Origin of the sequence: Solibacillus sp. FSL W7-1472 (assembly GCF_037969775.1) — a bacterium.
GTDB lineage: Bacteria > Bacillota > Bacilli > Bacillales_A > Planococcaceae > Solibacillus > Solibacillus silvestris.
Window position 1 is genome coordinate 745,843 of record NZ_CP150208.1, and the last position, 15,474, is coordinate 761,316.

General features: G+C 40.2%; 12 protein-coding genes. 11 read left to right on the forward strand and 1 reads right to left on the reverse strand.

Features of this window, described 5'->3' with window-relative positions; all coding sequences use genetic code 11:
• Positions 1-5: 5 nt before the first annotated feature.
• Positions 6-497 (reverse strand): competence protein ComK, encoded by a 492-nt coding sequence (locus MKY07_RS03555; protein WP_008407314.1) that lies wholly within the window; start codon positions 495-497, stop codon positions 6-8.
• Between the two features lie 187 nt (positions 498-684).
• Between MKY07_RS03555 and MKY07_RS03560 the strand changes: the two genes are divergently transcribed.
• The 11 genes from MKY07_RS03560 to MKY07_RS03610 all read left to right on the forward strand — a co-directional run bounded on the left by MKY07_RS03560 (position 685) and on the right by MKY07_RS03610 (position 15,370).
• Complete coding sequence (locus MKY07_RS03560; RefSeq protein ID WP_008407312.1) at positions 685-924, forward strand: IDEAL domain-containing protein; 240 nt, start codon at positions 685-687, stop codon at positions 922-924.
• Positions 925-1,284: 360 nt separating this feature from the next.
• On the forward strand, positions 1,285-3,267 hold the full coding sequence (uvrB, locus tag MKY07_RS03565) for an excinuclease ABC subunit UvrB (protein ID WP_339263854.1): 1,983 nt from the start codon (positions 1,285-1,287) through the stop codon (positions 3,265-3,267).
• 5 nt (positions 3,268-3,272) lie between these two features.
• Positions 3,273-6,140 (forward strand): excinuclease ABC subunit UvrA, encoded by a 2,868-nt coding sequence (gene uvrA, locus MKY07_RS03570; protein ID WP_014824630.1) that lies wholly within the window; start codon positions 3,273-3,275, stop codon positions 6,138-6,140.
• Between the two features lie 86 nt (positions 6,141-6,226).
• Positions 6,227-7,441 (forward strand): DUF4097 family beta strand repeat-containing protein, encoded by a 1,215-nt coding sequence (locus tag MKY07_RS03575; protein WP_065216525.1) that lies wholly within the window; start codon positions 6,227-6,229, stop codon positions 7,439-7,441.
• Positions 7,442-7,978: 537 nt separating this feature from the next.
• Positions 7,979-8,665: a cell division ATP-binding protein FtsE gene (gene ftsE / locus MKY07_RS03580; protein WP_008403596.1), complete on the forward strand. Its 687-nt coding sequence runs from the start codon at positions 7,979-7,981 to the stop codon at positions 8,663-8,665.
• On the forward strand, positions 8,655-9,551 hold the full coding sequence (gene ftsX / locus MKY07_RS03585) for a permease-like cell division protein FtsX (RefSeq protein WP_014824629.1): 897 nt from the start codon (positions 8,655-8,657) through the stop codon (positions 9,549-9,551). Before ftsE ends, ftsX begins: the two co-directional genes overlap by 11 nt.
• 133 nt (positions 9,552-9,684) lie before the next feature.
• A complete protein-coding gene (locus tag MKY07_RS03590) occupies positions 9,685-10,989 on the forward strand; it encodes a M23 family metallopeptidase (RefSeq protein WP_008403594.1) in 1,305 nt (434 codons plus the stop codon).
• 109 nt (positions 10,990-11,098) lie between these two features.
• On the forward strand, positions 11,099-11,671 hold the full coding sequence (locus MKY07_RS03595; protein ID WP_014824627.1) for a TlpA disulfide reductase family protein: 573 nt from the start codon (positions 11,099-11,101) through the stop codon (positions 11,669-11,671).
• A 126-nt stretch (positions 11,672-11,797) separates the two neighbouring features.
• Complete coding sequence (locus MKY07_RS03600; protein WP_008403592.1) at positions 11,798-13,225, forward strand: S41 family peptidase; 1,428 nt, start codon at positions 11,798-11,800, stop codon at positions 13,223-13,225.
• A gap of 212 nt (positions 13,226-13,437) precedes the next feature.
• Entirely contained in the window at positions 13,438-14,607 is a 1,170-nt protein-coding gene (locus MKY07_RS03605) for a PDZ domain-containing protein (RefSeq protein WP_008403591.1), read from the forward strand.
• Between the two features lie 139 nt (positions 14,608-14,746).
• The gene (locus MKY07_RS03610; RefSeq protein ID WP_014824625.1) at positions 14,747-15,370 is read left to right on the forward strand and encodes a TVP38/TMEM64 family protein; all 624 of its coding nucleotides are present in this window, start codon (positions 14,747-14,749) and stop codon (positions 15,368-15,370) included.
• Positions 15,371-15,474: the final 104 nt, after the last annotated feature.

Genomic DNA, 15,474 nt, shown 5'->3' on the forward strand with positions numbered 1-15,474 from the left:
TGCTCTTATAAGATACTATTGCGCTGTAAAAGCAGATATTTATAGTACATCGCAGCGCGCACATATTGCTGGTTGAATGATTTCATATTGATGTCCAGACTAATTTCAGTATTATCTACAAAAGTTACGAGCGTTTTATCCCCGTCTTCACTAATATTAATAATAGGATTCAAGGATATCCAAATATTTTGAGGTGAATACGGCGAAAACAGCGGGAACAAAATGCACGGGTCCCCGAAATCATAGGCCACCATGATCGGCAATTTATGTTTATTCTCTCCGAAAAATCCCCTCGCCTGATATTTGCTAGCATCATAGGAACTTCCATGCAGACGACATGTATCGCGAATAATTTTTAGAGGCTTATACGGAGAGGTAGATTTGCCGTACTTGTCCAATATAGTAGTGTGAATTTTATCTCGATGCTGATAGGACTTCAAACAAAAGGTGGAATTAGAAATAATGTAATTGGAATTTCGTGTTAAATTACTGATCATTTTGCATCCCCTATCTTTCCTACTTTTTTAATCGCTTAAATTTTCACTATACATCTAAACTACTGCATAAAGTGCTAAAAATCAACATTATATTTAGAAAATTCTGTCATATGATAATTTTTCAGAATATATTGCAAATTGTATGATTTTTAACTTATAATGGTTAAAAGAGGTCGAGGTGATATCGATGGATAAATATTATTCGTATACAGACTTTTTAAAAGCGGTTAGTCAGCAGTCCACTGAACATCATGCAGAGAAGCTATTGAATGAAATTTATTTAGATTTATTTATTAGTCGGTTGCAGCGGATGCAACGTATTGAACAATTAAAGTTACTTATCGATACATCGTTAGATCAAAAGAACGAACAAGCATTTTACAGCTATACTACAGAGTTAAAAGAGTTATTGGAAACTGTTTCGTAAAAGCCACCCTATTCCAGGTGGTTTTTTTTATGGGCAAAATCCGGGCTCAGGTTGTTTTCTAATATATGATGGAAAGACTCTAATAAAATAAAAATAGTTCTAATAAATTGGTTATTTTCCAATAAAAAGGATAATTCTTCTAATAAGTGCTCGGGATTTTCAAATAACCGGCTCGAATCTTCAAATAAGTCACCGTACTTTTCTAATATCCACCACAAAAGTTCTAATAAAACCAACAACGCGCATCTAAAACGCTAACGCCACACTAAATTCGAATGTACGTTCGCAATTTTATCGTAAATTAAAAACGGGTATGTTAAAATAGAAGATACCATAAGTGACAGAAAGGACAATCTAAATATGACAGAAACTTTTACAATAAAGTCCGCCTATCAGCCTGCCGGGGATCAGCCGGAAGCGATTAAACAGCTCATACAGGGAGTTAAAGAAGGCAAGCGTCACCAGACATTGCTTGGGGCGACAGGTACGGGTAAAACATTTACGATTTCCAATGTAATTAAAGAAGTGAATAAGCCGACGCTTGTGATGGCACACAATAAAACACTGGCCGGCCAATTATATAGTGAGTTTAAAGAATTTTTCCCGGATAATGCAGTTGAATATTTCGTCAGCTACTATGACTATTTCCAGCCGGAAGCGTATGTACCGCAAACCGATACGTACATTGAAAAGGATTCAAGTATTAATGAAGAAATCGATAAATTGCGCCACTCGGCAACGACTGCTTTGTTTGAACGGAAAGATGTCATTGTTATCGCATCCGTATCGTGTATTTACGGTCTCGGTAATCCGGAAGAATATCGTGAAATGGTCGTTTCAATTCGTACAGGGATGGAAATCGAGCGCAATCAGCTATTGCGGAAACTAGTCGACATTCAATATGAACGTAATGATATTAACTTTACACGCGGTACGTTCCGAGTGCGCGGGGATGTTGTCGAAATTTTTCCGGCTTCACGCGATGAACACTGTATCCGAATCGAGTTTTTCGGAGATGAAGTTGACCGGATTCGTGAAGTGGATGCACTGACGGGCGAAATTTTAGGGGACCGTCAGCATGTAGCTATTTTCCCTGCATCCCACTTCGTTACCCGTGAAGAGAAAATGAAAATTGCCATAGAAAATATCGAAAAAGAGCTGGAGGAGCGTCTTACAACATTGCGTTCGGAAGACCGTTTACTGGAAGCGCAGCGCCTGGAGCAACGGACAAATTACGATCTGGAAATGATGAAGGAAATGGGCTTCTGCTCAGGTATCGAAAACTATTCGCGCCATTTAACATTGCGTGAAGCAGGGGCGACGCCGTATACATTACTTGATTACTTCCCGGAAGACTTTTTGCTTGTCGTTGATGAAAGCCATGTTACATTACCGCAAGTACGTGGTATGTATAATGGAGACCAGGCTCGTAAAGGAGTATTGGTCGAGCATGGCTTCCGTCTGCCGTCCGCACTCGATAACCGTCCGCTAATGTTTGACGAGTTTCAATCGAAAGTAAGCCAGGCCATTTATGTATCGGCAACACCAGGACCTTATGAATTAGAGCATACACCGGAAATGGTGGAACAGATTATTCGTCCGACAGGGCTGCTTGATCCGACGATTGATATCCGTCCGATTGAAGGGCAAATTGATGATCTGATCGATGAAATTCATGAGCGAATCCGTCGTAATGAACGGACACTCGTTACGACATTGACGAAGAAAATGTCCGAAGATTTGTCGAGCTATTTAAAAGAAATGGGCTTGAAAGTCGAATACTTGCACTCTGAAATCAAAACGCTGGAACGGATCGAAATTATCCGGGAACTTCGTAAAGGGACATATGATGTGCTGATCGGCATTAACTTATTAAGGGAAGGTCTTGATATTCCCGAAGTATCTCTTGTCGCAATTTTGGATGCGGACAAGGAAGGATTCCTCCGTTCGGAACGTTCGCTTATTCAAACTATCGGACGTGCTGCGCGTAACTCGAACGGTCATGTCATTATGTATGCCAATAATATGACGGATTCAATGACAAAGGCGATCAGTGAAACAAAGCGCCGTCGTGAAACTCAAATGGCTTACAATGAAGAACATGGTATTACACCGAAAACAATCATTAAAAAGATTCCTGATATTATCCGCGCCACACAAGCTGCGGAACAGGAAGAAACATATATTACAAAAGTGACAGGCGGTAAAAAGCTGACGAAAAAAGAGCTGGAGAAGCTTGTTGCGACATTGCAAATTGAAATGAAAGAAGCCGCAAAAGCGCTGGACTTTGAACGCGCGGCTGAACTACGTGACATGATATTTGAATTGAAAGCAGAAGGGTGAACAATGTGAAAAATACAGAAATTGTCGTACAAGGTGCACGAGCGCATAATTTAAAAAATATTGATGTCACAATTCCACGCGATAAAATTGTCGTTGTGACAGGGCTTTCAGGTTCCGGTAAATCTTCACTGGCATTCGATACGATTTATGCAGAAGGGCAGCGTCGTTATGTTGAATCATTGTCTGCATATGCACGACAATTTTTAGGACAAATGGACAAGCCGGATGTCGATACAATTGAAGGACTGTCACCAGCGATTTCGATTGACCAGAAGACAACGAGCCGTAACCCGCGCTCAACAGTCGGGACAGTAACAGAAATTTACGATTACTTGCGCCTGCTTTTTGCGCGTATCGGAAAACCGTATTGCCCGACACATGGGATTGAAATAACATCGCAGACAGTTGAACAAATGGTTGACCGCCTGATGGAATATCCGGAGCGCACGAAAATGCAGCTGCTTGCCCCTGTTATTGAAGGCAAAAAAGGAACGCACGTGAAGCTGCTTGAAGACTTGAAAAAACAAGGCTTTGTGCGTATCCGTATAAATGGGGAACTGCGTGATCTCGATGATAATATTGAGTTGGATAAAAACAAAAAACATACAATTGAAGTAGTCGTGGACCGTGTTGTCGTAAAAGAGGGCAATGAAACGCGTTTAAGCGATTCCCTAGAAGCAGCGCTCAGAATTGCGGATGGACGTGTTCTAGTCGATGTGATCGATCATGAGGAGCTGTTATTCAGTGAGCATCATGCATGTCCAATATGCGGATTTTCGATTGGTGAACTTGAGCCGCGCATGTTTTCGTTCAACAGTCCGTTCGGAGCTTGCCCTACATGTGATGGGCTTGGAAGTAAAGCAAAGGCTGATATCGACTTAGTCATTCACAATTGGGATTTAACGTTGCTTGAAAATGCGATAGCACCATGGGAATCCGTCTCGTCCAACTATTACCCGCAGCTGTTGGCATCCGTATGCAAACATTACAACATTCCAATGGATGTACCGGTAAAAGATATTCCTAAGGAGAAAATGGATAAAATTTTATACGGTTCTGGAAAAGAGAAAATTCTATTTGAATATACAAATGATTATGGCAGTGTGCATAAGAAAAATATCGAATTTGAAGGCGTCATCGCAAATATCGAAAGACGCTTTAAAGATTCCTCTTCAGATTATGTACGTGAGTCGATGCAAAAGTACATGACCGAACAGCCTTGTGCGACTTGTAAAGGGCACCGTCTGAAAAAGGAAACACTCGCAGTGAAAATTAAAGACCAGAACATTTCAGAAGCGACACGCCACTCCATTCAGGAAATGTATGAGTTCTTTAGTTCAGTAGAATTAACAGAAAAAGAACGCCAGATTGCGAATTTAATTATTCGTGAGGTGATTGAACGACTGAAGTTCTTATTGGATGTCGGATTAAATTACTTAACACTTGCACGATCTGCTGGAACATTATCCGGCGGGGAAGCACAGCGTATTCGACTGGCCACTCAAATCGGCTCTCGTTTAACAGGTGTACTTTACATTTTGGACGAGCCGTCAATCGGTCTGCACCAGCGTGATAATGACCGTTTAATTAATACACTTGTAAATATGCGCGACCTCGGCAATACATTAATTATCGTCGAGCATGATGAGGACACGATGATGGCAGCGGACCATTTAATCGATATCGGACCCGGTGCCGGTGTACATGGCGGTCAAGTCATTGCACAAGGGACACCGAAGCAAGTTATGAAAAACAAAGAGTCGATTACCGGCCAATATTTGAGCGGGAAGAAATTTATCCCACTGCCTCTTGAGCGCCGTAAATCAGATGGCCGGAAAATAAAGATTAAAGGCGCTTCTGAAAATAACTTGAAAAATGTCAGTGTCGATATCCCGCTAGGTCAGTTCATCGCCGTTACAGGTGTGTCCGGTTCTGGTAAATCGACATTAGTGAATGAGATTTTATATAAATCGCTCGCATCAAAACTGAACCGGGCAAAAGTAAAACCGGGCAAGCATAAAACAATAGAAGGTTTAGAACAACTTGAAAAAGTAATTGATGTGGACCAATCGCCAATCGGACGTACACCACGTTCTAACCCTGCAACGTATATTGGCGTATTTGATGATATTCGCGATGTATTTGCTATGACGAATGAGGCGAAAGTGCGCGGCTATAAAAAAGGGCGATTTTCGTTCAACGTAAAAGGCGGACGTTGTGAAGCTTGCCGCGGAGATGGCATTATTAAAATCGAAATGCACTTCTTACCGGATGTTTATGTGCCGTGTGAAGTTTGTCACGGGAAGCGTTATAACCGCGAAACACTTGAAGTAAAATATAAAGATAAAAATATTTCCGATATTTTGGAAATGACGGTAGAAGATGCATTGGAGTTTTTCGGGAACTTGCCGAAAATTCAGCGTAAACTGCAAACGATTGTCGATGTGGGTCTTGGATATGTGAAGCTTGGTCAGCCTGCAACTACATTATCTGGCGGTGAAGCACAGCGTGTGAAATTGGCGTCGGAATTGCACCGTCGTTCAACCGGTAAGTCTTTTTATATTTTGGATGAACCAACAACTGGTTTGCATGCTGATGATATTTCCCGTTTGCTGATTGTCCTGCAGCGCTTAGTCGAAAACGGTGAGACCGTGCTTGTGATTGAGCATAATCTCGATGTTATCAAAACAGCCGACCATATTATTGATCTAGGTCCTGAAGGTGGCGAAGGTGGCGGTACAATCTTAGCGACAGGTACACCGGAAAAAATAGCCGAAGTGAAGGAAAGTTATACAGGACGCTACTTAAAACCAATTTTGGAACGTGACCGTGAACGTATGGAATCAAGAATTAAAGAAGCGCAAAATAAATAGATTGAAAAACTAAGAGCGCAAACGAAACTTTTCGTCCTCCCTCCTCGTATAATAACTATATACGAAGCAGAGGGAGGAATTTTTTTATGCAAGAAGAACGTAAACGCATTTTAAAATTAGTTGAAAGCGGTACAATTACGGCAGAAGAGGCAATTGTATTACTGGAAAAATTGTCGTCGGAAAAGGAATCCACTCCATCACAAGCAGCACCAGTCGAGCAACCGCTTTTTGAAGAAAAGTTTGGGGAAGAGCCGCATAAGGCAGAACCGGTTTTTGAAGAGCAAAAAGAAAAACGTAAAACAACAGGATTTGAAGATATTTTCGGCAAGTCATTTAACGATAAAGAATTCAATAAAAAGATGGACGAGTTCATGGGCGATATCAAACAGGATTTATCACAATTCAGCACACGCATGACAGGATTGGTCGGTGCAGCATTATCCAAGTTTAAAGAACTTGATATTGATACACCGTTTGGAGAAAAAGTTGAGTTTACTAAAACGTATGCTTACCCTGCAGCTGATGTTAAAGGGGTAGAGCTGGAAATCGCCAATGGTAAAATCGATATCGTACGCGCTGCGGATGAATTAGTTACTGTAAATGTGACAGGGAAAACGCCGTTGAGAGGTACAGAAGAAGAAACGATTGCACAGGCAACGGAAAATATGTCGAAGCTGACAAATGACAAATTATTTATCCAATCTACAAATAAATTTGCACAAGTGAAAGTACAAGTAGCTATTCCAGAGAAGCATTATGACGTAATAATCGCAAAACTATTAACAGGTAGCGTTTCAATCGAACAGGTTGACGCAAAGTTAGTTAAAGCGCGTACACATAACGGGGTAATCCGTCTGGAAAATGCAACATTTGATCATGCGGAACTGCAAACGAGCAACGGTGCAGTAGAAGCCCGTCATATTAAAGGTGAAGATTTGGAAATCGGCACAGCGAATGGACGTATCTACGTTGATGGCGAATTAAATGAAGTAGAAGCTGAATCGATGAATGGACATGTTGTCATCACAACAACGAGTGCGGAAGCGCATAAAATCAAGGCCCGTGCTCTGGCGGGTTCAGTAGAAATTTATGTGCCGAAAACAGTGGCGCTGGACGGTCAGGTTTACTCGAACTTCGGAAAAGCAGATATCGGTTTAAGTGATGTATTGCTTACAGAAGAAGAAGAGCAATTCCTGTCAAAATCGGTACGTTTCACTAAAGAACTGGAAGGCGCGAAACTCTTGAAATTAGTAGGAGAATCTCGCACAGGTACAGTGTTGGTACGCTATACGCTGCAATAGGCGTAGGATTTCAGCTACAGCTTTCCGGATTCCGTGAAGCTCGAGTGACTAATTCTTCAAAGAAATAAATTCCTTATAAAATCAAGCATCCATTTTCTCGCAAAGAATTTGGGTGCTTTTCCTATTCGAACTTTTTGTTTTCCGTCAAATCTCCAATAAAAAGTCACAAATTGCCGCATTCCTACATGGAAAAAGAATTTTTTTAAAAATCCCCCTAAAAATACCATAATAATCCAAATGCTGAGAAGGGTTTTCAGTAAAATCGTCGAATAATTAAAAATAGTGTAGAGTATTTTATTATATTAAGAACATTTCATACTTTAACATTTATATTACGAAAACCAAAAAATAAGTGTAATTCTATGAAATTTTATGAACAAATGAAATTTTGTAATGTTGTCATGGCGCTCCGGGAGCCTGAAAACGAGACGGGGCTTACATTGAAAAGAAAATGTAATAAAATTTGAGCCTGAAAATGCTATAATGGGTAAGACTAAAATTTAAAATTCTAGATATTGAGCTTAGGTGGTTTCGTGAATGATTGAAATGAATAATGTAGTGAAGAAGTATCCTAACGGGGTCGTCGCCGCAAACGGGATTACGGTTCATATAAAAAAAGGTGAATTTGTGTATATTGTTGGCCCGAGTGGAGCAGGTAAATCGACATTTATTAAGTTGATGTACCGTGAAGAAAAACCGACTTCCGGCGATGTCATCATTAATGGCATTAATTTGAGAACGCTAAAAAATAATCGCGTACCTCATTTACGCCGTCATCTTGGTGTCGTCTTCCAGGACTTTAAATTATTGCCGCGCTTAACAGTGTATGAAAATGTAGCGTTCGCGATGGAAGTAATTGAAGAACAGCCAAGCGTCATCCGTAAGCGGGTAATGGAAGTACTTGAACTGGTGGGCTTAAAGCATAAAGTGCGAATGCTGCCGAATGAGCTGTCAGGTGGAGAACAGCAGCGTGTAGCAATTGCCCGCTCGATTGTAAACCGTCCGAAAGTGATGATTGCGGACGAGCCTACAGGAAATTTAGACCCGGAAACATCGTGGGAAATTATGAATATTTTTGAGGAAATTAATCGCCAAGGTACGACGATTTTGATGGCAACACATAACCGTGAAATCGTAAATACTGTGCGTAAAAGAGTTATTGCAATTGAAGGCGGAATGATCGTCCGTGATGAGTACGGAGGTGACTACGGCTATGAAAACTAGAACAATTGCCCGTCATTTCCGTGAAAGTTTTAAATCATTAGGCCGTAACAGCTGGATGACACTGGCTTCCATCAGTGCTGTAACGGTTACATTATTATTGGTCGGTGTATTTGCTGCGATTATGATGAATTTAAACAAAGTCGCTTCCGATTTGGAAAACGATGTTGAAATTCGTGTCATGATTGATATTATTCCGGAAGCGGAAGAAGCAAAATTGGCAGAAGAGCAGCTTCTTGACGAGATTCATAATATGCCGGATGTCGAGGAAGTTACATATTCTTCTAAAGAACAAGAATTAAGTAAGTTAATCAAAGATTTTGGTGATGAATTAAGTTTATTCGAACAGAACAACCCGTTATATAATGTGCTGTACGTCAAGGCTGTCGATCCTTTGAAAACAGCTGATGTCGCCAAGCAGATTGATAGCTTAGACAATACTTTTGAAGTAAAATATGGCGAGGGTAAAGTAGAAAAACTATTTAACTTCTTAGAAATCGCTCGTAATGTTGGACTCGTATTAATTTTAGGACTGCTGTTTACAGCGATGTTCTTAATCTCTAATACAATTCGCATTACGATTATTGCACGTAAAGATGAAATTGAAATTATGAAGCTTGTAGGGGCTACAAATTCTTTCGTCCGCATTCCATTTGTATTGGAAGGAATGTGGCTTGGTTTGATTGGATCTATTATTCCAGTCGCAGCCGTTACAATTGCTTATTACAATATTTATGATTTATTGGCACCTCGATTAAAAGGGGAATTGTTCCAAATGTTAGAAGTAACACCACTTATGTACCAGGTGAACGGATTAATCATCTTCATCGGGATGTTCATCGGTATATGGGGAAGTTTCATGTCAGTTCGTAAGTTTTTAAAAGTATAACTTCTTTCAGCGACTGTCACACATTGCCAAGGCAACATTGACAATGACGAAAATATTGGGAAGTGGCTCGTTTTTTACATCTTAGAGAGACAAAAAGAGCCACTATTACCCATGCATTTAGGGGGAAAAGTTTTTGAAGAAGCTAACGACGCGTTCATTTAAAACAATTGCAGCAATACTTGCGCTAGTACTATTTGTTCAAATACCGGCAGCATCCGCAGCATCATTAAGTGAACTGAAAAAAGAGCGCAGTCAACTCGAAGCAGAAAAGAAATCAATTAATAAATCACTCGAACAAAAAACAAACGAGATTCAAACAAATCAAAACAGACAGCAAAAAATTATTTCGCAGCTGGAGCAACTGGGTGCAAAAATTAATGAAACGAATCATAGTATTGCCGTTGTCGAATTGGATATTGAAATTGCAAACGAAGAGATTTCTATTTTAGAAGATGAAATCGCAGAATTAAAAGAGAAGATTGAGCAACGTAATGAACTATTGCGTGAGCGTGCACGGGCGATTCAGTCATCAGGTACAGTTAGTTACCTTGACGTCCTGCTTGGAGCAAATAGTTTCGTAGACTTTATCGATCGTTTTTCTGCTGTAAGCACACTTATGGACGCTGACCGTCAAATTATGCGTGAGCAAAAGGAAGACCAGGAAAAACTTGAAGTTCAAAAGCTGGAGCTTGTGAAGACGAAAGAAGAGCTTGAAGCGAATAAAGCGAAATTGAAAAGTTTGATGGCTTCGTTAAATCAACAAAAGAAAGAAAAGAAACAGTTAGTAGCAGAGCTAGAAAAAGAAGAAGCGAAACTACGATCTGAGAAAACAGAACTAAAAGCAGAGTACGATGATAAGGTAGAATTAAGTAAAGAACTGGAAGAGAAGTTTCTTAAAGAACAGCGCCGATTAGCGGAAGTTGCCCGTCAAAAGGCATTGGAAGCTGCGGCTGCTAAAAAGAAACAACAAAACAGTAGCAGTAGCAATAGTACTGTAAGTTCCGGAAACTTGCCGGTTGTTTCTTCAGGACATTGGACAAGACCTGCAGCGGGCCGTTTTACATCAGGGTTCGGTGGGCGTGATATTGGACCAATCGGAAGTAAAAATCACTTAGGAATTGACATTGCCAACTCAATCGGAACACCGGTTGTTGCAGCAGCGGATGGTGTTGTTTCCTATGTTGGTTCGATGAATGGTTACGGGAATGTTGTAATGGTTACTCACTCGATTGAAGGACAATTATTCACGACAACGTATGCCCATTTAAGCGGATTTAATACGAGTGTTGGCGCATCTGTTTCAAAAGGTCAGCAAATTGCAAGACTTGGGAATTCAGGTAACTCAACAGGACCTCATGTACACTTTGAGATCCATGTCGGTGAATGGAACGGCAGTCGTTCAAACGCGGTCAACCCATTAAACTATATTTCACTGTAAGTTATATAAAAGGCAAAACTTTAATTATTAAAGTTTTGTCTTTTTCGTTTGAATAATTATCTAAAAGTTATGATAATGTACTAATAGGAAGAAATGTGGGGTGAAGTTGATGAAGAAAAATGTTGGAGTCGGTATTATTTTAGTGCTTGTCATCACGATGCTTGGCACTTACATAAAAGCTGAAATCGATCAAAGTACTGCAATCAACGAGCATGCATTAGGGAAAGAAGTTGAACTGGATGAAGAAGTCGGCCTCGAAAAAGGTCAGTTTGCACCGGATTTTACATTATATAATTTACAGGGCGAGCCGTTGACACTTTCGGAGCTGAGAGGGAAGCGTGTCGTACTGAATTTCTGGGCAACCTGGTGTCCGCCATGTGAAGCGGAAATGCCGCATATGCAAAAATACTACGAAAAATACCGTGAAGAAGACAATGTGGAAATTGTCGGTGTCAATATGACGTACGCAAACGAAAAGCTGGAGCGTGTAGAGCAGTTTCTAAAAAGTTATGACATCACCTTCCCAATCGTACTGGAACAAACTGAAGCTGTTGCCTATCAATATGAAATTATGACGATGCCAACAACATACATGATTGATACTTCAGGGAAAATACAAAAGCAAATAATTGGTCCACTCGATTTGGATGCATTGCGGGAAAATGTCATTCAACTAGATTAAGTGCAGGAATTGAGACGATTTGGATCAGGAACCTTAAAATATCTTCACTTTAGGACGTTTAAATTCGACTTTATAAGTATGAAACTTTCATTCGCTTCATAAATTTTATGGAACGGAGGAGAACTCGTGCGGAAAAGTCGGATTTTTTTATTAGTAGTTGCGATGGTGTGTATCGGAATAATTGTTTATGGTGTAATGAAAATCAAGGCGCAGCCACAGGAGGAACAGGCGAGTTTTGCGGTAGTCAATGAACTGCATCAGTTAATCACGAGCGAATCAGTTTATGATGTCAACTCTGAAAAATTGGTGGAGGGTGCACTGCGAGGGATGGCAAATGCAATAAATGACCCTTATAGTACTTATTATTCGGAGCAAGAAGCAGCATTACATAAACAGACGCTCGCAAGTGAACGAATCGGTATCGGTGTTGAATTGGCAGATGCGAATGGCAAGATTATCGTAGTAGCCCCTATTAAAGCTTCACCTGCAGAAAAAGCGGGCATTCGACCATTGGATGAGCTTATACAAATTAATGAAGTAAGACTTGACGGAAAATCTATGGGGGAAGTTCGTAAGCTGATGTATGGTAAAGAAGGGGAAGCGGTGGAACTTGTCATTTATCGACCGGAACTGGACCAGCATTTAAAGTTGGTCGTGAAAAGAGAACGTTTGAAAAATGATACGGTGGAAGCTGAAGTTCTCGAAGTAGAAGGAAGAAAACTCGGCTATATAACAATCAATCTATTTGGTGAAAAAACAGCAGAAGAATGGAAAGAGGCTCTTGATGGAGTGATGAAGGAGGAAGTAGAAGGGTTAATCATTGATGTGCGGGACAATCCAGGTGGCTATTTACATAGTGTTGCCCAAATGATGAGCATGTTCGAGCAAAAAGAAAAAATCTTTGCGTATATGCAAAATCATGACGGTGTAACAGAGCCACTGAAAACAAAGGAAGTGGAACAGTTCCAGCCTTATGTAAATTGGCTGCGTGACACACCTCTAACACTTATCCAAAATGAAGGAAGCGCATCAGCCAGTGAAGTGTTTGCCGGTGCCCTGCAAGACTGGAAACGTTCGGTCATTATTGGGGTGACGAGCTTCGGTAAAGGAACGGTCCAACAAACATGGGATCTTCAAAACGGCGGAGAAGTAAAATTGTCGACGAATAAATGGCTTACTCCTTCGAAAAAGTGGATCCATGATGTAGGGATTGAACCAGATGTCGAAGTGACACAGCATCCGCTTTATAGTGTAGAAACAAAAATACTGAAAGGCCGCTTTGAAGAGGGAGAATACAGTGAAGAAGTTGCCTACAGCCAGCGCATTTTAAGTGAACTCGGCTACAGCATCAGCCGGACAGATGGATTCTTTGATAAGGATACGGCACAGGAAGTGGAAAGCTTCAGAAAAAAGCATGATATTGCAGAAGGAAGCTATATGGATGAAGTATTTTTCCATGAATTAACAGAAGAACTGCAAACATTCAAACAGTCAAAAGTAAATGACATGCAACTGCAGATGGCGATCAGTTATATTATGCATCAGTTTGAGTGATGGACAGTGTAAAACATATTGAGGGCTCGTTTCATAGTGAAACGGGCTTTTTTATATGATAAACATAAAAACGATCTGAAGAATATCCAATTTATTTAACTCACCCGTAGATTTTCAATTTTCCCGACAAGCCTTTATTTTATTTCCGGTACAAATGGGACTACGCATTACGCAAAGGATTTGGTACAATTATTCGTACGGTAGGTGAGAATATGGATGGAACAATTTTGATTGAAATTTTAAAAGGGATTGGCCGATTTTTTATAAATCCTTTGTTTTATGTCGCCATCATTTCCGCAGTTTATTTAGGATATCGCCGAGTGAAGCGCGAACGAAGGTATTTTAACCGACGGATACTAGGTGGCTGGTCCGAGCTGAAAAATATGCTTGCGATGGGTTTTATGCTGTCCGTTATTATTTCCTTATTTAGTCTTGTAATAGGCTTAACAGTATCACTCGAATTATTGACAATTGTTTTTATTGTAAGTTTCGTAGGTTTACTCATTTATATGTATCAATTATTATCGCCAGCGATTGTGATGGCGGTTGCTTTTTGTGGAATCGTTTGGATGCAATGGCAAGATTGGTCATATACAATCGGAACACTCGAATTGGCAGGCAGAAATGTTACAAATGATCTTGTTATGACAATTCCAATGATGACGGGGCTCTTACTCATGGCGGAGGGAATTTTAATTCGCCGGTATGGTGCCCGTTTTGCTTCACCGATTGTGGAGAAAACAAAGCGTGGATTAAATGGGATAGGCTATTTCAGTAAGCAGCTTTGGATTTTACCTGTCTTTACGATTATTCCAGGTGAAGGCATTCAAAACTTTGCGCCTTATTGGCCACAATTTACAATCGGAGCAGAACAGTTTTCGATCATTGTTTTCCCGTTTATTATCGGATTCCAGCAGATGGTGCGCCAAAAGCTGCCGATGAATGTGTATCCTCAAATGGGACGCTCGATTATTATGATAGGACAATTTGTGCTGGTTGTCGGACTAGCGGCTTATTTCCTGCCGATACTAGGTGCAGCTGCATTAGCACTAGGTGCAATTTCCCGTACAATTATCGGTATTCATTATAGCCGCTCAGAGGACCGCAACAGTTATGCTGTTGTACGCAGTGATAAAGGTGTGATGATTGCCGGCATTTTACCAGATTCTCCTGCTGAGAAAATGGGACTTGCTGCAGGTGAAATTATTAAACGTGTAAATGGACAAGATGTTTTTACAGAAGAAGATTTGTACAAAGCATTGCAGATTAATGCTGCCCATTGTCGCTTGGAAGTGCTTGATCATTCAGGTGAATTGCGTCTAGCCCAGCATGTTGTCCATCGAGATGATAACCATAAAATTGGATTATTAGTTGTTAGTTAATTTCAAAAGAATCTCGTTAAGACGAGGTTCTTTTTTTTGGTGAAAACGGGTATAAAGAAATTATGTTAAGATTAAATTGTACTAGACAACATTGTGTAGCTTCAGGAATTTTTATCGTTTTTGGTAGGGGTGAGCTGTTATGTTAGATTGGATGACAATCGATAATATTGAAACAATTGTAGAAAAATATAAACTGTTAGGTCCGTTTTTCGGCATTTTTTTAACGTTCCTGGAATCATTTATTCCTGTATTGCCGCTGTTTGTAATCATCATCGCCAATGCTGCAGCTTACGGGTTATTTTGGGGGTTTTTACTGTCATGGCTTGGAACGGTCGCAGGCTCCTACATGTTCTTTCTCATGATTCGCATGTTTGGGAAGTATCGTCTTTTCCGTCGGATTAAAGAGCAGAAACAAGTGAAAAAACTGATTAACTGGGTGGACATTAGAGGATTTACACCATTGTTTGTGCTGCTGTGCCTGCCATTTACACCTGTTGTCGTTGTCAATACGGTCGCGGGATTATCCAATATAAAAAAGAAATATTATTTTTTGACTCTCCTTATATCAAAACCGATCTTGATCTTCTTGATTAGCTATTTAGGCAGTGATCTACGTGATATTTTAACCTCTCCTGGAAAACTTATTATTTCAGCTGTGATTATTTTAATTATTTGGGGAATCGGCAAATTGATCGAACACATTTTAAATAAGCGTGTGGAAAGAGATTTGCGTGAGATTGGAAAATTACGAAAACATAAATAAAAATGCTTCAGTCTTGTCTTTTAACAAATTGTGAAAAGACAGGGCTTTTTTGTATGATGGCAATTAATGCGCGAACATGCATTCTTATATTATAATAGAAGAAA

Coding starts and splice junctions, on each gene's coding strand:
- MKY07_RS03555 (WP_008407314.1), bottom strand. CDS start 497: ATGATCAGTAATTTAACACGAAATTCCAATTACATTATTTCTAATTCC.
- MKY07_RS03560 (WP_008407312.1), top strand. CDS start 685: ATGGATAAATATTATTCGTATACAGACTTTTTAAAAGCGGTTAGTCAG.
- uvrB (WP_339263854.1), top strand. CDS start 1,285: ATGACAGAAACTTTTACAATAAAGTCCGCCTATCAGCCTGCCGGGGAT.
- MKY07_RS03575 (WP_065216525.1), top strand. CDS start 6,227: ATGCAAGAAGAACGTAAACGCATTTTAAAATTAGTTGAAAGCGGTACA.
- ftsE (WP_008403596.1), top strand. CDS start 7,979: ATGATTGAAATGAATAATGTAGTGAAGAAGTATCCTAACGGGGTCGTC.
- ftsX (WP_014824629.1), top strand. CDS start 8,655: ATGAAAACTAGAACAATTGCCCGTCATTTCCGTGAAAGTTTTAAATCA.
- MKY07_RS03595 (WP_014824627.1), top strand. CDS start 11,099: ATGAAGAAAAATGTTGGAGTCGGTATTATTTTAGTGCTTGTCATCACG.
- MKY07_RS03605 (WP_008403591.1), top strand. CDS start 13,438: ATGGATGGAACAATTTTGATTGAAATTTTAAAAGGGATTGGCCGATTT.
- MKY07_RS03610 (WP_014824625.1), top strand. CDS start 14,747: ATGTTAGATTGGATGACAATCGATAATATTGAAACAATTGTAGAAAAA.